The sequence below is a fragment of the Pelomonas sp. Root1217 genome, assembly GCF_001425705.1.
GTDB lineage: Bacteria > Pseudomonadota > Gammaproteobacteria > Burkholderiales > Burkholderiaceae_C > Pelomonas.
This window is the reverse complement of record NZ_LMDC01000001.1, coordinates 40,843-57,452: the sequence shown is the minus strand read 5'-3', so window position 1 is coordinate 57,452 and position 16,610 is coordinate 40,843. Positions and strand designations below refer to the sequence as shown.

The 16,610-nt window shown below is 67.4% G+C and carries 18 protein-coding genes; 6 read left to right on the top strand and 12 right to left on the bottom strand.

Going from position 1 to position 16,610, the window contains the following annotated elements:
• The 3 genes from ASC95_RS00280 (at position 1) to rpoH (ending at position 4,774) form a co-directional block, all read left to right on the top strand.
• The gene (locus ASC95_RS00280; RefSeq protein ID WP_235537647.1) at positions 1–3,177 is read left to right on the top strand and encodes a CHASE domain-containing protein; all 3,177 of its coding nucleotides are present in this window, start codon (positions 1–3) and stop codon (positions 3,175–3,177) included.
• A 31-nt stretch (positions 3,178–3,208) separates the two neighbouring features.
• Entirely contained in the window at positions 3,209–3,709 is a 501-nt protein-coding gene (locus tag ASC95_RS00275) for a chemotaxis protein CheW (RefSeq protein WP_057295817.1), read from the top strand.
• A 147-nt stretch (positions 3,710–3,856) separates the two neighbouring features.
• A complete protein-coding gene (rpoH, locus tag ASC95_RS00270; RefSeq protein ID WP_369820573.1) occupies positions 3,857–4,774 on the top strand; it encodes an RNA polymerase sigma factor RpoH in 918 nt (305 codons plus the stop codon).
• Between the two features lie 44 nt (positions 4,775–4,818).
• Here the strand turns inward: rpoH and ASC95_RS00265 are convergent, their stop codons facing one another.
• From ASC95_RS00265 to ASC95_RS00245, 5 genes are all read right to left on the bottom strand, one after another.
• Positions 4,819–5,421, bottom strand: coding sequence for an SCO family protein (locus tag ASC95_RS00265; RefSeq protein WP_057295815.1), 603 nt, complete (start codon positions 5,419–5,421; stop codon positions 4,819–4,821).
• Positions 5,418–6,323, bottom strand: a complete 906-nt coding sequence (gene cyoE, locus ASC95_RS00260; RefSeq protein ID WP_057295814.1) for a heme o synthase — start codon at positions 6,321–6,323, stop codon at positions 5,418–5,420. Before cyoE ends, ASC95_RS00265 begins: the two co-directional genes overlap by 4 nt.
• A gap of 168 nt (positions 6,324–6,491) precedes the next feature.
• Positions 6,492–7,568 (bottom strand): heme A synthase, encoded by a 1,077-nt coding sequence (locus ASC95_RS00255; protein ID WP_057295813.1) that lies wholly within the window; start codon positions 7,566–7,568, stop codon positions 6,492–6,494.
• Positions 7,565–8,263, bottom strand: coding sequence for a hypothetical protein (locus ASC95_RS00250; RefSeq protein ID WP_057295812.1), 699 nt, complete (start codon positions 8,261–8,263; stop codon positions 7,565–7,567). The genes ASC95_RS00255 and ASC95_RS00250 overlap by 4 nt, the downstream gene beginning before the upstream one ends.
• Positions 8,214–8,924 (bottom strand): SURF1 family protein, encoded by a 711-nt coding sequence (locus tag ASC95_RS00245; protein ID WP_057295811.1) that lies wholly within the window; start codon positions 8,922–8,924, stop codon positions 8,214–8,216. The genes ASC95_RS00250 and ASC95_RS00245 overlap by 50 nt, the downstream gene beginning before the upstream one ends.
• A gap of 30 nt (positions 8,925–8,954) precedes the next feature.
• Between ASC95_RS00245 and ASC95_RS00240 the strand changes: the two genes are divergently transcribed.
• Positions 8,955–9,170 carry a DUF2909 domain-containing protein gene (locus ASC95_RS00240; protein ID WP_057295810.1) on the top strand — a complete coding sequence of 72 codons (216 nt, stop codon included), beginning with the start codon at positions 8,955–8,957 and terminating at the stop codon, positions 9,168–9,170.
• A gap of 59 nt (positions 9,171–9,229) precedes the next feature.
• On the opposite strand, the gene ASC95_RS00235 is transcribed toward ASC95_RS00240, so the two are convergent.
• From ASC95_RS00235 to ASC95_RS00210, 7 genes are all read right to left on the bottom strand, one after another.
• On the bottom strand, positions 9,230–10,114 hold the full coding sequence (locus ASC95_RS00235; RefSeq protein ID WP_057295809.1) for a cytochrome c oxidase subunit 3: 885 nt from the start codon (positions 10,112–10,114) through the stop codon (positions 9,230–9,232).
• A 50-nt stretch (positions 10,115–10,164) separates the two neighbouring features.
• Positions 10,165–10,407 (bottom strand): DUF2970 domain-containing protein, encoded by a 243-nt coding sequence (locus ASC95_RS00230; protein WP_057295808.1) that lies wholly within the window; start codon positions 10,405–10,407, stop codon positions 10,165–10,167.
• Entirely contained in the window at positions 10,404–11,009 is a 606-nt protein-coding gene (locus ASC95_RS00225) for a cytochrome c oxidase assembly protein (protein ID WP_057295807.1), read from the bottom strand. Before ASC95_RS00225 ends, ASC95_RS00230 begins: the two co-directional genes overlap by 4 nt.
• A gap of 1 nt (position 11,010) precedes the next feature.
• Positions 11,011–11,127, bottom strand: coding sequence for a cytochrome oxidase small assembly protein (locus ASC95_RS31580; RefSeq protein ID WP_369820572.1), 117 nt, complete (start codon positions 11,125–11,127; stop codon positions 11,011–11,013).
• Positions 11,127–12,773: a cytochrome c oxidase subunit I gene (ctaD, locus tag ASC95_RS00220; protein ID WP_057295806.1), complete on the bottom strand. Its 1,647-nt coding sequence runs from the start codon at positions 12,771–12,773 to the stop codon at positions 11,127–11,129. Before ctaD ends, ASC95_RS31580 begins: the two co-directional genes overlap by 1 nt.
• Before the next feature lie 28 nt (positions 12,774–12,801).
• Positions 12,802–13,980, bottom strand: coding sequence for a cytochrome c oxidase subunit II (gene coxB / locus ASC95_RS00215; protein WP_369820585.1), 1,179 nt, complete (start codon positions 13,978–13,980; stop codon positions 12,802–12,804).
• Between the two features lie 195 nt (positions 13,981–14,175).
• The gene (locus ASC95_RS00210) at positions 14,176–15,099 is read right to left on the bottom strand and encodes a hypothetical protein (protein WP_057295804.1); all 924 of its coding nucleotides are present in this window, start codon (positions 15,097–15,099) and stop codon (positions 14,176–14,178) included.
• Positions 15,100–15,122: 23 nt separating this feature from the next.
• On the opposite strand from ASC95_RS00210, the gene ASC95_RS00205 reads away from it, so the two are divergent.
• Both ASC95_RS00205 and trmL read left to right on the top strand, forming a co-directional pair.
• Complete coding sequence (locus ASC95_RS00205) at positions 15,123–15,875, top strand: ComF family protein (protein ID WP_057295803.1); 753 nt, start codon at positions 15,123–15,125, stop codon at positions 15,873–15,875.
• 263 nt (positions 15,876–16,138) lie between these two features.
• Positions 16,139–16,609 (top strand): tRNA (uridine(34)/cytosine(34)/5-carboxymethylaminomethyluridine(34)-2'-O)-methyltransferase TrmL, encoded by a 471-nt coding sequence (trmL, locus tag ASC95_RS00200; protein ID WP_057295802.1) that lies wholly within the window; start codon positions 16,139–16,141, stop codon positions 16,607–16,609.
• The last annotated feature ends 1 nt before the right edge of the window (position 16,610 follow it).

Below are 16,610 nucleotides of genomic sequence, written 5' to 3'. Positions count from 1 at the left end.
ATGCGCCCGCTGAGCGCCCGCGCCGTGGGCCGCTACCTGGCGCTGTCGGCGGCCATCGTCGCCGTCTATTACGTGCTGGCGCGGCTGGGCCTGCTGATGGTGCTGCCGCCCTACCAGGTCGCGCCCATCTACCCCGCGGCCGGCTGGGGCCTGGCCGTGCTGCTGGTCTGGGGCCTGCGCTACACGCCGGCCGTGGCCCTCGGGTCCTTCATCGTGCAAGCCACGACGATGAACGAACTCAGCGGCGTGCTGCCGCTGGCCCTGGGCATCGGCCTGGGTGCCGCCGCCCAGGCGGTGGCCGGCACGCTGCTGATGCGGCGCTGGTGCGGCCGGCCGCTGGTGCTGGCCTCGCCGCGCGAGATCGCCGGCTATCTGTTCGCGGCGGCGCTGGCGGGCGTCGTCAGCCCAACTTGCGCGAGCTTGGTGCTGAAGGCCTTCGGCGTCATAGCCACCGCGCAGATGGGCCTGGTCTGGACGATCTGGTGGACCGGCGACCTGATGGGCGTGCTCATCGCCACGCCGATCACCCTGGCCCTGATCGGCCAGCCGCGTTCGGCCTGGGCAACGCGGCGCTTCAGCGTCGGCCTGCCGATGCTGCTGACCACGCTGCTCGTGGGCCTGGGCGTGGCCGTCACGATGGAATGGGACCGCCAGCGCAACCGCGCCGACTTCACGCGCGACGCGACCAGCGCCGCCCAGGACCTGGCCGGCCGGCTGCGCGAGCCGCTGCTGGCACTGGAGGGCGTGCACGGCCTCGTCAAGGTCAAGCCAAGGCCGACGCGCGCGGAGTTCGCCCAAGCGACGAGCGGCTTTCTGACCGAGGAGAGCCCGTTGATTGCGCTGGGCCTGACGCTGCGCGTTGCGCGTGCCGATGTAGACCGCTTCAACGCGGCTGCCGCGGCCGATGCCTTTCCCGGCGGCTACCAGGCGCGCGACCGGCTGCGTGCCGGCGACCTGCGCCCACCGGCGGACGAGGACATGCTGGCCATCCGCCTCATTGAACCGCTGTCGCGCAATGCCGGTGCGCTGGGTGTGAACGTGCGCACCATCCCCGGCGCGCGCGCGGCTATCGAGCGCGCCGCTGCGCTGGGGAAACCGGTGGCGTCGGCGGCCTTCCAGCTGTCGCAGGACAAGGAGGCCGCGGTCGGCGTCGTCGTCTATCAGCCCCTCTACCGGGGCCAGGCGGGGCCCAGCGAACAGGCGCTGGACGGCGTCGTCTTCGCCACACTGCGGCCCGACCTGCTGCTGTCGCGCCTGGCGGCCAACTGGCCCGAGCATCTCGGCGCCTGTCTCGTCGACCTGGAGCGCGGCGCGCTCTATCCGCGACTGGGTGGGCGCCTGGGCTGCGAGGCCGTGCAACGCGGGGGCGCCGACCTGCCCCTGGTCAAGATGCCGCTGGAGTTCGGCGGCCGGCCATGGGAGATTCGCATCTATGACCTGCCCGGCCTGGTGCAAGCGCCGGGGCGCAGCTGGGCCTTCGCCCTCGTCGGCCTGCTGGCCACGGCCATGGTGGGCGCGCTGCTGCTGCTGATGTCGGGCCGCACTCAGCATGTCGAGGCGCTGGTGCAGGAACGCACAGCCGCGCTGGAGCGCGAGGTCGCCAACCGCGCCCAGGGCGAGCGCGCGCTGAGCCAGAGCGAGCAGCGCTTTCACAGCATCTTCGAGACCGCGCCCATCGGCATCGCCTTCACCGACCTCAACGGCGGCTTCCAGGAGGTCAATGCCCATTTCTGCCACCTGGTCGGCTACACGGCCGAGGCGCTGGCGGCCAAGCGCTCCATCGACGTGACCCATGCTGATGACCGCCGTGAGGACATCCGCCTGGCACGCCAGCTGATGCGCGGCGAGATCCCGTTCTACCGCCGCCTGAAACGCTATATCCGTCCCGATGGCAGCATCGCCCACGCCCGCGTGCTGGTCAGCCTGCTGCGTGGCGCGGACGGCCGGCCGCACCGGCTGGTGGGCATCATCGAGGACATCACCGATCAATTGCGCATCGAGGAACTGGACCGTGCCCGCGAGGCCGCCGAGGCGGCCAACCAGGCGAAGAGCGAGTTCCTGTCGCGCATGAGCCATGAGCTGCGCACGCCGATGAACGCCATCCTCGGCTTCACGCAGTTGATGCAGATGGACGCGGGTGAACCGCTCGCGCCCGGCCAGCGCGCACGCGCCCAGCAGATCGCCCAGGCGGGCTGGCATCTGTTGGAGATGATCAACGACACGCTGGATCTGTCGCGCATCGAGGCCGGCTCACTGCGCCTGGAGCCTGTGTTGCTGGAACTGCCGCCGCTGCTGGCCCGCGCACTGGCACTCGTGCAGGGCCAGGCGACAGAGCGCGGCCTGGCCATCAGCCAGCGCGTCGACCCGTCGGCCGTGCGGCTGGTGGGCGACCCGACGCGGGTCACGCAGATCCTGACCAATCTGCTCAGCAACGCGGTCAAGTACAACCGACCGGGTGGCAGCGTCAGCGTTGAGGCGGCCTGCCCCGAGCCGGGCTGGGTCGAGATCGCCGTTCGCGATACCGGCATGGGGCTCACGCCGGAGCAGCGCGCCGCTCTCTTCCAACCGTTCAACCGCCTCGGCCGCGAGCGCAGCGGCCTGCCGGGCACGGGTATCGGCCTGGTCATCAGCCAGCGCCTGGCCGAGATGATGGGCGGCAGCCTGCGCGCCGAAGCGCAGGACGGCCCCGGCGCCTGCTTCGTGCTGAGGCTGCCGGCCAGCGGCGCGGCCGCTGCACTGCCCCAGGAGACGGCCCTGCAAGAACCCACCAGCCCGCGCCCCAGCCCTCAGCGGCGCGTGCTCTACGTGGAAGACAACACACTCAATGCCGAAGTCATGCGCGGCATCCTGGACCAGCGGCCCGGCATCGAGCTGGAAGTGGCGCCGACCGTGGAAGCCGGCCTGCGCGCCCTGCGCGAGCGCCCGCCGGCCCTGCTGCTGCTGGACTGGCAGTTGCCCGACGGCGACGGCCTGACGCTGCTGAGCCGCATGCGCGACCTGGGCCAGCCGCTCCCCCCCGTCGTCGTCGTGTCGGCCAATGCCCAGCCCGAGCAGATCGCCGCCGCCGAGGTGGCGGGCGCCCAGCACTATCTGACCAAGCCGCTGGACGTGCGTGAATTGCTCGCCCTGGTCGACGAATTGTTGGCGGCGGGCGGCGGTGCGGCGGGGGCAGAATGAGGGCCCAGCCCCCAACACGCATCAGCGCCCGATGAGTTCCACCGACCTCGTTCCCAGCACCGGTGCCCAGGCCGTGCAGGCCCTGGCACGCACCAATGGCCGCCAGTTCCTGACCTTCCGCATCGGCGCGGAGGAATACGGCCTGGACATCCTGCGCGTGCAGGAAATCCGCTCCTACGAGCCGCCCACCCGCGTTGCCAACGCGCCGGCCTTCGTCAAGGGCGTCGTCAACCTGCGCGGCGTCATCGTGCCCATCGTGGACCTGCGCATCCGCCTCGGCCAGGCCGGTGAATACAACGCCTTCACCGTCGTCATCGTGCTCAACGTGGCCGGCCGCGTCGTCGGCGTCGTCGTCGATTCGGTGTCTGACGTGCTGGAGCTCAGCGCCGACGAGATCAAGCCCCGCCCAGAAGTGGCCGCGGCGCTGGACGCACGCTTTATCACCGGCCTGGGCAAGCTCGGCGAGCGCATGCTGATCCTGCTGGACATCGAGGCGATGATCAAAAGCCCGGATTTCGGCTTGGTCGACTGATGGAAGTTAGCGATTGCTGACTGTTTCACCGTTGGAAACATTGCATTCCAGCAGCGTCACGAACTGACTTAGCACTCTCCAAACCAGAGTGCTAATATCTTATTCACCGCGGCATTCCGCGCCGCGGTTTAGCAAGGATTCATGACGATGTCCGCCTCTTCTGCCATTGCCGTCCGCGACCCCTGGGCCATGGTGCCCTCGCTGGGCAATCTGGACGCATACATCTCCGCCGTCAACCGCCTGCCGCTGCTGACGGCCGAGGAAGAAGGTTCCGCCGCGCGCAGCCTGCGCGACAAGGGCGACCTGGAAGCCGCCGGCCGCATGGTGCTGTCGCATCTGCGCCTGGTGGTGGCCATCTCCCGCCAGTACATGGGCTATGGCCTGCCGCAGGGCGACCTGATCCAGGAAGGCAATGTCGGCCTGATGAAGGCCGTCAAGCGCTTCGACCCCGACCAGGGCGTGCGCCTGGTGAGCTATGCCATGCACTGGATCAAGGCCGAGATCCACGAGTACATCCTGAAGAATTGGCGCATGGTCAAGGTCGCGACGACCAAGGCCCAGCGCAAGCTGTTCTTCAACCTGCGCTCGATGAAGCACCAGATGAAGGCCGACCAGGCCGACGGCCAGACGCATCGCAACACGCTCACCGAGGCCGAACTGGCCCATGTCGCCAGCACGCTGAACGTCAAGCGCGAAGAAGTGCTGGAGATGGAAACCCGCATGTCGGGTGGCGATGTGGCGTTGGAGCCTCAGACCGACGACGAAGGCGAGACCTTCGCGCCCATCGCCTACCTGGCCGACGACAGCCACGAGCCGACCCGTGTCATCGAGGCCCGCTCGCGCGACGAACTCGCCGGCGACGGCATCCACCGCGCGCTGGACGTGCTGGACCCGCGCAGCCGTCGCATCGTCGAGGAGCGCTGGCTGAAGGTGAACGACGACTCGTCGGGCGGCATGACGCTGCACGAGCTGGCTGCCGAATACGGCGTGTCCGCCGAGCGCATCCGCCAGATCGAGGTGGCGGCGATGAAGAAGATGAAGAAGGCGCTGACCGAAGCGGCCTGATTGACCCTCTTCCGCTCCAAGCAAAAGGCCCCTCGGGGCCTTTTCTACTTTTTGGCTTCGGCCAGCAGCAGCCTGATGTCGTCCGCCAGCGGCTGGGCGCCCGAGCCGTAGCGCGCATAGACGCGCACGCGGCCTTCGGTGTCGAAGATGAAGCTAGCCGCCGTATGGTCCATCGTGTAGGTCTCGGGTGTCTTGCCCGGCGCCTTGGCGTAGAAGACCTTGAACTCCTTGGCCGCGGCCTTCGTCTGCTCCTCGCTGCCACGCAGGCCGACAAAGCTGGGGTCGAAGCTGGCCAGATAGGCCTTGAGCAGCTGCGCCGTATCGCGCTCCGGGTCGACGGTGACGAAGATGCCCTGCACCTTGTCGCCGTCCGCGCCCAGGCTGCGCTTGACTTCGGCCACCTCGGCCATCGTCGTCGGGCAGACGTCGGGGCATTGGGTGTAGCCGAAGAAGACCACCAGCACCTTGCCCTTGAAGTCGGCCAGCGAGCGGGCCCGGCCGTCCTGGTCGGTCAGGTTCAGCGTGCGGGCGTACTCGGCGCCGGTCAGGTCGATGCCCTTGAAGGCGGGCTTGTCGGACCCGGCCTTCTGGCAACCAGCAAGAGCCAAGGCGGTCAGCGCGGCCAGCGCAAAGCGGCGGGTGTTCATGCGATGTAGTGGTCGATCAACAAGGCCGCAAAAAGCAGCGACAGATGCCAGATGGAGAACCAGAAGGTCCGCCTTGCCAGCATCTCCGAATATGAGCGCCACAGCCGGAAGGCATAGCCGCAGAAGCCCAGGCCGAGTGCGACGGCGCTGGCGAGGTAGAACCAGCCACTCATGCCGGTCAGGAAGGGCAGCAGCGTGGCCGCGAACAGCACCCAGGTGTAGAGCAGGATCTGCAGCCGCGTGTAGTCGTTGCCGTGCGTGACCGGCAGCATGGGCAGGCCGGCACGCGCGTAGTCTTCGGCGCGGTACAGGGCCAGCGCCCAGAAGTGCGGCGGCGTCCACAGGAAGATGATCAAGCACAGCAGCCAGGGCTCAGGGCCGAGGTCGCCACGCAAGGCGGCCCAGCCCAGCACCGGCGGCATGGCACCCGAGGCGCCGCCGATGACGATGTTCTGCGGCGTCATCGGCTTCAGGATGACGGTGTAGATGACGGCGTAGCCGATGAAGGTGGCGAAGGTCAGCCACATCGTCAGCACATTGACGTAAAAGCCCAGCAGCGCCATGCCGGCCGCGCACAGCAGGGCCGAGAAGGTCAGGGTCTGCGTACGGCTGAGCTCGCCCTTGGCCGTGGCGCGCCAGGCGGTGCGCTTCATGCGCGCGTCGATGCCGTCCTCGATGAGGCAGTTGAAGGCTGCGGCGGCGCCGGCCACCAGCCAGATGCCGGCGACGGCGGCAAGCATGGTCAGGGCCTGTTGCAGCGACGGCATGCCGGGCACGGCCAGGGCCATGCCGATGGCGGCGCAGAAGACGATGAGCTGGACGACACGCGGCTTGGTCAGCTGGTAGAACTGCTGCCAGCGCGGGCTGTGCACGAAGGCACTGGCGGTGGACGTGGAAGCCATATCAGTTGTCCGTAACTCTGACGGTTTTCGGGCCGAGCGCCGGGCCGCTCCCTAGCCGGCCCGTGAGGCGATGTGCTTGCCGGTCAATCCGGCAAGCATCGCCGTCCCCGCGGGGGACCGACTGGGCTTGTCCGCGTTCAGCAGGGCAAGACTGGGCGAGGGGTCGTTTCATCTCAGGCGAGCGAGCAAGGTGATGAGCAAGGCCAGCAGCATGGCGGCGCCTGCGGTGTGGGCCAGGGCGGCCACGATAGGCCAGTCGAGCACGACGTTGGACAGGCCCGAGGCGAGCTGCCAGCCGGCGGCGGCCAGCAGCCAGCGCGACCAGCTTGGTGCATGCCGACGCAAGGCCCAGGCGAGCGAGAGGATGGCGGCGAAGACGACGGCCGCGCCGATGCGGTGGGCCATGTGGATGGCAGCCAGCGCCTCGAAACCCAGCCAGCCGCCGTCGGCACGCTGGCCCAGTTCCCGCCAGAGCTGGAAGCCCTGAGCAAAGTCCAGATGCGGCCACCACTGGCCGCCGTGGCAAGTGGGGAACTCATCGCAAGCCAGCACGGCGTAATTCGTGCTGACCCAGCCGCCAAGGGCAACCTGGACAAGTGCGAGCACGAAGACGACGGCGACCGCACGGCGCAACGCCAACGGCGCCGCGACCGGCTGCGGCTGGTAGGCCTCGTGCTGCCAGGCCAGCAGCATCAGCAGGCCCATGCCGAGCAGCAGGTGCAGCGTGACGATGGCCGGAAAGAGCTTCATCGTGACCGTCAGCGCGCCGAAGCCACCCTGCACGCAGACCCAGGCCAGTGTCAGCGTCGGCAGCCAGGGCGACGGCGCGCTCTCGGCGCTGCGACGCTTCAGCCGCCAACTCAGCACGGCCATGACCAGGATGAGCAGGCCCACGCCGCTGGCCAGGTAGCGGTGAACCATCTCGATCCAGGCCTTGCCGTGCGTGACGGGGCCTGTTGGCATCGCGGTCTGGGCGGCCTCGATATGGGCGTGGGCGCCGGCCGGGCTGGCGGCGCTGTAGCAACCTGGCCAGTCCGGGCAGCCCAGGCCGGAGTCGGTCAGGCGCGTGAAGGCACCGAAAACGATGAGGTCGAAGGTCAGGAACAGCGTCAGCAGGGTCAGCGCGCGCAGACGCCCCGCTGGCGTGCTCTCGCGCGAGCGCTGGCGCCACCAGAGCAGCGGGCCGATGGCCACGGCACCACCAATGGCAGCCACCTGGCCCAGCGGGAGCAAGCTGTCGATCATCGGCCTGCCGTGTCCCAGCTGGCGCTGGCACGCAGCAGCTTGTCGAGGTCGGCCTTGAGCTTCTTGGGCTCGGGCTCGGCAGGCGCGCGCTCCATCCAGTTGCCCATGGGGTCGACGATGTAGAAATGGTCAGCCAGCGCCTTGCCCGGGGCGGGTTTGAGCCAGGCGTCCAACCGGTCCTTGGGCACGCGCAGCATGGTGACTTCGGCGCCCTTCTGGCTGACGGCAGCCATCACTTCGGGACGCGGCGTGCCGGTATCGGGAATGAGCCAGAGCTTGTCCACACGCGCCCGCTCCTTGCCCAACATCTCGCGCAGCTGGCGCTGCACGAAGAGCTGGCGCTCGCAGGCGGCCGGGCAGTCGGACCCGTGCACGACGGCCAGCAGCCACTGGCCGCGCAAGGAAGCCGGGGCGACCGCCCGGCCCTGCAGGTCGGTCAGCGACAGGTCGGCAGGCATGTCGATGGTCGGCGCGATCAGTTCGCCATAGGCCGAGCCGCTGGGCTTGACGACGTAGAAGGTGAAGTAGGAGGCGACGACCGGCGCCGCGCACATGGCCAGCACCAGCAGCATCTTCCAGCGGCCGACGCGCTGCTGCCCCGTCGTGCGCGGATCGGGCAGGCTGTGCACCGCGAAGGTCAGCGGTTCAGGACTGCTGGTGGCGGAGCCGGGGGCGGATGAGTTGGAACCAGACATAGAGACCGACGATCAACGCGCAGAGCGCGAACCATTGAAAGGCATAGCCATAGTGTTTTTGCAGGCCGAGGTCGGGCGCTGGCCAATGGCGCAGCAACGTGTCGTCGGGCGTATCCCCGGCAGTCTGCACGACGGTCAGCGGCAGCAGCGTCAGGCCGGACTCGACGGCGAAGGCCGCAGGGTCGAGATTTTGCCGGATCGTGCCGGCCGACCCCTCGCCCAGCTCATAAAGCCGGGAGGGCGACGCCGCCAGCCGCCCTTCGACGGCAACCTCGCCGGGCTGCGTGGGCAATGGGGGCAGCTGCTGGCGGTCGAGTTGATTGCGCGGCGCCCAGCCGCGCTGTACCAGGACGGCGTCGTCGCGGCCCGCCAGGCGCAGCGGCGTGACGACGAAGAAGCCCGTGCGGCCGTCCATGGGCCGGTTGTCCAGCCAGATCGTGCGTTCGGCCATCCAGGTGCCACGCAGGGCCACACGGCGGTGCAGTTGGCCTTCGCCGCCCAATTCGGCCTGGGTGAGCGCCGGCTTGCCGGCCTCGGCCTCGATGGCCGCTTGCAGCGCGATCTTCTGCGCGGCACGGTCGAGCTGCCAGACACCAAGCCGCGCTGTCAGCGCCGCGCCCAGCAGGGCCGCCAGCAGCACCAGCCAGCGCTTGCCGGTCATGCAAAACCCCGGGGCGGATAATTCGACACCATGAAATTCGTGATCCTGATCGCCTTCATCGGCATCCTTGGCGCGCTCGGCGCGGCCGGCTTCTTCATGCTGCGCAAAGGCGGCAACAAGAAAAGCCCCAACATGGCCCGTGCGCTGGCGGTGCGGGTCGCCGTGTCGGTGACGCTGTTCCTGATCATCCTGCTGAGCTGGAAGATGGGTTGGATACAGCCGACCGGACTGCCGGTGAAATCCTGAGCTTCAGCAACAAAAAAGCGCCGCTGCTGCGGCGCTTTCTCATTGTGGGCACAGCGCCGTCACAGCCAGTAGACGATGACGTACAGGCCCAGCCACACCACGTCCACGAAGTGCCAGTACCAGGCGGCGCCTTCGAAGCCGAAGTGGCGCTCGGGCGTGAAGTGGCCCTTCATCAGGCGGATGGTGATGAACAGAAGCATCAGCGCGCCCACGCAGACGTGGAAGCCGTGGAAGCCGGTCAGCATGAAGAAGGTCGAGCCGTAGATGCCGGAGTTCAGCTTCAGGTTGAGCTCGGTGTAGGCATGGTGGTATTCATAGGCCTGGAAGCCGACGAAGGTCGCGCCCAGCAGCACGGTGATCCACATCCAAAGAATGGTCTTGCCGCGGTTGCCGGCGATCAGCGCGTGGTGGGCAATCGTCAGCGTGACACCGGAGGTCAGCAGCAGTGCCGTATTGATCGTCGGGATGGGCCAGGGACCCATGGTGCTGAAGGCTTCGACGGTGCCGGCGGGCGCAGCGGTAAAGCCGGGCGCCGTGCTCGGCCAGATGGCCTTGAAGTCGGGCCACAGCAGCGCGTTCTCAAGGCTGCCCAGCACCGGCACCGAGTACAGGCGCGACCAGAACAAGGCCCCGAAGAAGGCGGCGAAGAACATCACCTCCGAGAAGATGAACCAGCCCATGCTCCAGCGGAACGAAACATCGATGCGATCGCTGTACAGGCCGCCCTCGCTCTCGCCGATGGCCTGGCGGAACCATTGCTGCAGCACGAAGGCCCAGAAGGCCAGGCCACCGAACAGCGAGTACATGCCCCAACCATGGCCGTTGACCCACTGGCCGGCGCCGAGGATGACGAAGAACAGGCCGATCGCGGCCATCACCGGATGCCGTGAAGGCGCCGGGACGAAGTAGTACGGGGTCTTGCCCGGGGTAGTCGCTGCCGACATGTTGTTCTCCTAGTACTCGCTCGTTCTGAACTCTGTTGCGGCGCGGGCCCTCAGGCCCCGGCCACGCCACTGCTGATGACCCAACGGACCAACAGCACCAGCACCAATACAAACAGGGCGGCGCCAAGCACGCCCGCGATCAATACATGCACCGGGTTGAGCTTGGCCATGTCTCTCTCATGGTCCTTGCCCCGGCGCACACCGAAAAAACTCCAGGCCACGGCCGAGATCGTCTGGGCGAACGAGGCCTTGCGGCCCACGGCTTCCTTCAGATCCTTGCCGGCTTCGCTCACAGCGCCGCTCCCGTAGCCTTGGGCGCCTGGCCCAACTTCACACCGCCCTTGCCCGCCACCTCGAAGAAGGTGTAGGACAGGGTGATGGTCTTTACATCCTTGGGCAGCTTGGGGTCGATGACGAACACGACCGGCCACTGCTTGCTTTCGCCCGGCTTCAGCGTGTACTCGTTGAAGCAGAAGCACTCCAGCTTATTGAAATGCGCACTCGCCTGCATGGGCGCATAGCTCGGGATAGCCTGGGCGGCCATCGTGCGGTCCTGCACGTTCTTGAACTCGTACATGACCTGGGTCAGCTCGCCCGGGTGCACCGTCAGGTGGCGCACCGCCGGCTTGAAGTCCCATGGACCGCGGGCGTTGGTGTCGAACTCGACCGTGATCTCCCGGCTGAAGTCGATCTGGCCGTTGCCGTCGGCGATGCCCTTGGCTGAAAGCGCGGTCTGGCGCTCAGCCAGCGACAGCACGTTGATGCCCAGCGCATTGCAGATGGCCTTGTACAGCGGCACCAGCGCGTAACCGAAGCCGAACATCAACGCGACCACCACCGCCAGCTTCATGACGAGCTGCCGGTTGTCGCGATGAAGAGCGGCCAGGAAGCGCATGTCAGTGGGCCAGCAGCACCATCTTCGTGACGAAACCGATGCCGAAAACCAATGCAATCGACAACAGGATCAGGCCGAGCCGACGGTTGGCCTTGCGCTGTTCGGGCGTCATGGCCATCAGGCGACGATCTTGGTGGCCGAAGCGTTCAGCTTGGGCGGCTCTTCGAAGGTATGGAAGGGGGCCGGCGACGGCACTTCCCACTCCAGGCCTTCGGCGGCTTCCCACGGCTTCTGCGAGGCCTTCTCGCCCTTGCCGCGCATCATCGGCACGACGACGAACAGGAAGAAGTAGACCTGCATGAGGCCGAACCAGAACGCGCCGATCGAGGCGATCGCGTTGAAGTCGGCGAACTGCATCGGGTAGTCGGCGTAGCGGCGCGGCATGCCGGCCAGGCCCAGGAAGTGCATCGGGAAGAAGGTCACGTTGAAGGCGATCAGCGAGCCCCAGAAGTGGATCTTGCCGCGCGTCTCGGAGTACATGACGCCGGTCCACTTCGGGCCCCAGTAGTAGACGCCAGCGAAGAGGGCGTACAGCGAGCCCGCCACCAGCACGTAGTGGAAGTGGGCCACGACGTAGTAAGTGTCCTGCAGCTGGATGTCGACCGGCGCCATCGCCAGGATCAGGCCGGTGAAGCCACCCATCGTGAACACGAAGATGAAGCCGACGGCGAACAGCATCGGCGTCTCGAAGGTCATCGAGCCGCGCCACATCGTCGCCAGCCAGTTGAAGATCTTCACGCCCGTGGGCACGGCGATCAGCATGGTCGCGTACATGAAGAACAGCTGGCCCGTCACCGGCATGCCGGTGGCGAACATGTGGTGAGCCCAGACGATGAAGGACAGGATGGCGATGGAGGCCGTTGCATAAACCATCGACGCATAGCCGAACAGGCGCTTGCGGGCGAAGGCCGGCACGATCTGGCTGATGATGCCGAAGGCCGGCAAGATCATGATGTAGACCTCGGGGTGGCCGAAGAACCAGAAGATGTGCTGGTACATGACCGGGTCGCCGCCGCCTGCGGGGTTGAAGAAGGCGGTGCCGAAGTGGCGGTCTGTCAGCGTCATCGTGATGGCACCGGCCAGCACGGGCATGACGGCGATCAGCAGGTAGGCGGTGATCAGCCAGGTCCACGCGAACATCGGCATCTTCATCAGCGTCATGCCGGGGGCGCGCATGTTGAGGATGGTGACGATGATGTTGATGGAGCCCATGATGGACGAGGCGCCCATGATGTGCATCGCGAAGATGCCGGCGTCCATGGACGGGCCCATCTGCAGCGTCAGTGGCGCATACAGCGTCCAGCCGGCGGCGGGAGCGCCACCCGGCATGAAGAAGCTGCCCACCAGCATCAGCGCGGCGGGAATCAGCAGCCAGAAGCTGAAGTTGTTCATCCGCGCGAAGGCCATGTCACCGGCGCCGATCTGCAGCGGGATCATCCAGTTCGCGAAGCCGACGAAGGCCGGCATGATGGCGCCGAACACCATGATCAGACCGTGCATGGTCGTGAACTGGTTGAAGAGTTCGGGGTTGAAGAACTGCAGGCCCGGCTGGAACAGCTCGGCGCGGATGCACAGCGCCAGGATGCCGCCGACCATCAGCATCGTGAAGGAGAACAGCAGGTAGAGGGTGCCGATGTCCTTGTGATTGGTCGCGAACACCCAGCGGCGCCAGCCGTGGGGGGCACCGTGATGCTCGTCGTGGTCGTGGGCGTGGCCGTCACCATGGCCAGCGTGAACACCGTGGGGGGGAAGCACTGCACTCATTTGGATTCCTCTGATTCGGTGTTCGGAATTACTTGCGGGCGGCCAGCACTTCGGCCGGTTGCACCGTCTGGCCCGTCTTGTTGGACCAGCTGTTCTTCGTGTACGTGATCACGGCGGCGATGTCGGTGTCGCTGAGCTGCTTCCAGGCGGGCATGCCCTTGTCCATGCGGCCGTTCAGCACAACCTGGATCTGCTGCAGCTTGTCTTCGGCCAGCACGACGGGCGACTTGTCCAGCGGCTTGATCGGGCCGGCGCCCGAGCCATCGGCCTTGTGGCAGACGGCGCAGTTGGCGCCGTAGACCTTCTCGCCACGGGCGATCAGGGCTGCCTGTTCCCAGACTTTGTTCGGGTCATCGGCCTTGGCGGCGATCTTCTTCTTCTCGCTATCGACCCAGGCCGTGTAGTCCGCGGCGGACACGACCTTCACGTGGATGGGCATGTAGGCGTGTTCCTTGCCGCACAGCTCGGCGCACTGGCCGTAGTAGTCACCGATCTTCTCGGCCTTGAACCAGGTGTCGCGCACGAAGCCGGGGATGGCGTCCTGCTTGACGCCGAAGGCTGGCACCATCCAGGCGTGGATGACGTCGTTGGCCGTCGTGATGATGCGGACCTTCTTGTCCACCGGCACGACCAGCGGGTTGTCGACCTTGAGCAGGTAGTTGTCGACCGGCTCGGGCTTGCCGGTGTTGGATGACTCGCGTTGCGCGGTGTCAAGCGTAGCCAGGAAGCCGATGCCTTCGCCTTCACCCTTCAGGTAGTCATAGCCCCACTTCCACTGGTAGCCGGTGGCCTTGATGGTCACGTCGGCATTGGTGGTGTCCTTCATTGCGACGACCACCTTGGTGGCCGGCAGCGCCATGCCGATGACGATCAGGAAGGGCACCACCGTCCAGGCGATCTCGACGGCCACGCTCTCGTGGAAGTTGGCCGACACCGCGCCCTTGGACTTGCGGTGCTTGAAGATGGAATAGAACATCACCCCGAACACCGCGACGAAGATGACCAGGCAGACGATCATCACGAAGTTGTGCAGCCACATCTGGTCGGCCGCGATGCGCGTGACCGGCTCGTGCAGATTGAGCTGATTGACGCCGGGGCCGCCCTTCAGGTCGTTGACCGCCAGGGCTGGGCCGGCTGCCAGGGCCGCCATCGCCGCCGTGGCCCAACGGCCCCAAGCGCGTGAGGCGCTATGCACTCGTGCGTTCATCATCGTCATGGTTGTCACTTGGTTCTTTGAAGAGCGGGGCTTGCTTGTCCAGCCCGACAGCCGGATTTGGGAGGCAAGTTCCGTGGGTTGAGCCGGGTGTTGCCCCAAAGCCCTCTATGCGGCGCGGGATTTTAGCCCAGGCTCCGAGAGGGACGGCCCATGCCGCCCCCGGGGATTCACCCCCTTCATCCCCCTTCACCCGGTTTCACGGCCTTTACGCAGCGTTGCGCGCATGGCATCGATGGACACATGGGTCTCGGCCGCCATCGTCAGCCGCGGCGCCGCCTTGAAGGCGTGGCCGAAGACGAGCTCCAGCGTCAGCGCAAGCCGGCCCTCGCCGTCGCGTAGCGTTTCCAGCTGCGCCAGCAGCGCCGCCTTCCATTTGCGGCCGCGCAGGCCGGCAAAGCGCGCAGGCGCCAGGTTGCCGCCCAGCGCCCGCAGGTCGGCCAGCAGGCTTTCGGGCGTGGCCCAGGTCAGGCGCAGCCGCTGCTGGTCCATGACGGGGTCGGCAAAGCCGGCCTTGAGCACCAGGTCGCCGATGTCGTGCATGTCCCACCAGTCCGGCGCCGGCCGGCCCCAGCCGGCGCGCGCATACAACGGCCGCAGCTCGATGAAGCTGTCCGGGCCCAGGCAGGAAAACATCACAAAGCCGCCGACCGCGACGCTGGCCTGCCAGGCGTCAAGCAGCTCCGGCAGGTCGGCGCAGGCATGCAGGGCCATGTTGGACCACAGCAGGTCGACCTGGGGCATCGCCGGCAGCGAATCGACATGGCCGGAGGAGGTGCCACGCAACTTCTGCCACCAGTTGCGCTGGCGCTTCTCGGCTGCGCGAGCGGCCAGCGCCGTATCGGCCTCATGCCAAAGCAGCTCCGCGCTGGGGTAGGCCAGGCGCAGCAGCTCGCCACTGGCGCCCAGCGCCGGCGATGCATCCAGCACGCGATTGGGCTGCAGCTTGATATAGACCAGCCGTTCGGCCATGCGCCCGGCGACCTCGTCGTGCAACCACGGCGGCTGCGCAGCGGCCGCGAGGCGGCGCGCCTGGTGGCGCACGGCGGCGGCGTCGAGGTCCTGGGGCCGCGGCCCCTTGTTTGAAGTAGGGGTCGAAGCCGGTTCACTCATGGAGCGGTCAGTATATTGAGCCGATGCCCGAGCGCTCCCTGTCGGCAACGAAGCCTGCTCTGATCGAGAAAGTCCTGCTGCGCTGCGCCGGCCAGTGCGCCGTCTGCCGCGCCTGGAGCCACCAGACCATCTGCGAAGCCTGCCTGGCCCTCTACGCACGCCCGCAGCCGCGCTGCTGGACCTGCGCGGCCAGGCTGCCCATCGAATTGACCGGCAGGCCCCGTCCCCAATGCGGGCGCTGCCTGCACGCGGCACCACCGCTGGACCGCGCCGTGGCTGCGCTGGACTACCGCTTCCCCTGGGACGGCTTGCTGCAGCACTTCAAATACCACCAGGCCCTGGAACTGCGCGAGAGCCTGCTGGAGCGCCTGAACACGGCGCTGACCGCGGCCGAGGTCGACGCGCCAGACTGGCTGCTGCCCGTGCCGCTGTCGAACGACCGCCTGCGCGAGCGCGGCTACAACCAGGCACACGAGCTGGCCAAGGCCCTGGCGCGCCGGCGCGGCCTGCGCTGCGAGCCGGAGATGCTGCTGCGGGTACGCCACAACGCTGCCCAAGCCAGCCTGAAGCTGGAGGCGCGCGCAGCCAATGTGCGCGGCGTCTTCGCCGTCGAGCCGCTGCGCGCGGCGCAGTTGCGCGGCACCTGCGTCGCGCTGCTCGACGACGTGATGACCAGCGGCGCGACGCTGTTCGAGCTGGCCCATGTGCTGCTGCAGGCCGGTGCGATGAGCGTGCAGGCCTGGGTCATTGCGCGCACGCCCGAGCCAGGAGAATGAGGCCCCTCGTCCATCCTGCCCCGCTGGACGCGGCAGGCCTGGCCCGTCTTGCAGACCGCGCAGCCGACGGAGCGGCTGCTCTTCGGCAGGCACGACAAGTCCACAGGACTTGCCGTGTCCGGCCTCAGCCCCCACGGGGACGGCGATGCTTGCCGGATCGACCGGCAAGCACATCGCCACGACGGGCCGGCTTGGTAGCGGCCCGGCGCTCGGCCCGAATGCAACACGGTGATCGCCGCGAGCTGGCGGGATACTTCCGCCTCATGTTCAACATCGTTCTCGTCAAGCCGGAGATCCCGCCCAACACCGGCAACGTCATCCGGCTCGCTGCCAACACCGGCTGCAGCTTGCACCTGATCGAGCCCTTGGGCTTCTCGATGGAAGACAAGTTGCTGCAACGCGCCGGCCTGGACTATCACGAGTACGCCCGCGTGCAACGCCATACGGGCTGGGCAGCCTTCCTGGCGGCCGAGTCGCCCGATGCCGCGCGCATGTTCGCCTTCACCACGCGCGGCAGCCGGCCCTTTGGCGAGGTAGCCTGGCAGCCGGGCGACTGGCTTGTCTTCGGCAGCGAGACGGCCGGGTTAGCGCCGGCACTGCGAGAAAGCTTCCCCGTCGAGCAGCGCGTGCGCCTGCCGATGCGCGAGGGCCAGCGCAGCCTCAACCTGAGCAATAGCGTCGCGGTCGCCGTGTTCGAAGCCTGGCGGCAGAACGGCTACGCAGGCGGCGCCTGAA

What these genes read in the sequence shown, in the direction of transcription:
- ASC95_RS00280 (WP_235537647.1), top strand. Translation starts at nt 1, where the DNA reads ATGCGCCCGCTGAGCGCCCGCGCCGTGGGCCGCTACCTGGCGCTGTCG.
- ASC95_RS00275 (WP_057295817.1), top strand. Translation starts at nt 3,209, where the DNA reads ATGAGTTCCACCGACCTCGTTCCCAGCACCGGTGCCCAGGCCGTGCAG.
- rpoH (WP_369820573.1), top strand. Translation starts at nt 3,857, where the DNA reads ATGTCCGCCTCTTCTGCCATTGCCGTCCGCGACCCCTGGGCCATGGTG.
- ASC95_RS00265 (WP_057295815.1), bottom strand. Translation starts at nt 5,421, where the DNA reads ATGAACACCCGCCGCTTTGCGCTGGCCGCGCTGACCGCCTTGGCTCTT.
- cyoE (WP_057295814.1), bottom strand. Translation starts at nt 6,323, where the DNA reads ATGGCTTCCACGTCCACCGCCAGTGCCTTCGTGCACAGCCCGCGCTGG.
- ASC95_RS00255 (WP_057295813.1), bottom strand. Translation starts at nt 7,568, where the DNA reads ATGATCGACAGCTTGCTCCCGCTGGGCCAGGTGGCTGCCATTGGTGGT.
- ASC95_RS00250 (WP_057295812.1), bottom strand. Translation starts at nt 8,263, where the DNA reads ATGTCTGGTTCCAACTCATCCGCCCCCGGCTCCGCCACCAGCAGTCCT.
- ASC95_RS00245 (WP_057295811.1), bottom strand. Translation starts at nt 8,924, where the DNA reads ATGACCGGCAAGCGCTGGCTGGTGCTGCTGGCGGCCCTGCTGGGCGCG.
- ASC95_RS00240 (WP_057295810.1), top strand. Translation starts at nt 8,955, where the DNA reads ATGAAATTCGTGATCCTGATCGCCTTCATCGGCATCCTTGGCGCGCTC.
- ASC95_RS00235 (WP_057295809.1), bottom strand. Translation starts at nt 10,114, where the DNA reads ATGTCGGCAGCGACTACCCCGGGCAAGACCCCGTACTACTTCGTCCCG.
- ASC95_RS00225 (WP_057295807.1), bottom strand. Translation starts at nt 11,009, where the DNA reads ATGCGCTTCCTGGCCGCTCTTCATCGCGACAACCGGCAGCTCGTCATG.
- ASC95_RS31580 (WP_369820572.1), bottom strand. Translation starts at nt 11,127, where the DNA reads ATGGCCATGACGCCCGAACAGCGCAAGGCCAACCGTCGGCTCGGCCTG.
- ctaD (WP_057295806.1), bottom strand. Translation starts at nt 12,773, where the DNA reads ATGAGTGCAGTGCTTCCCCCCCACGGTGTTCACGCTGGCCATGGTGAC.
- coxB (WP_369820585.1), bottom strand. Translation starts at nt 13,980, where the DNA reads ATGAACGCACGAGTGCATAGCGCCTCACGCGCTTGGGGCCGTTGGGCC.
- ASC95_RS00210 (WP_057295804.1), bottom strand. Translation starts at nt 15,099, where the DNA reads ATGAGTGAACCGGCTTCGACCCCTACTTCAAACAAGGGGCCGCGGCCC.
- ASC95_RS00205 (WP_057295803.1), top strand. Translation starts at nt 15,123, where the DNA reads ATGCCCGAGCGCTCCCTGTCGGCAACGAAGCCTGCTCTGATCGAGAAA.
- trmL (WP_057295802.1), top strand. Translation starts at nt 16,139, where the DNA reads ATGTTCAACATCGTTCTCGTCAAGCCGGAGATCCCGCCCAACACCGGC.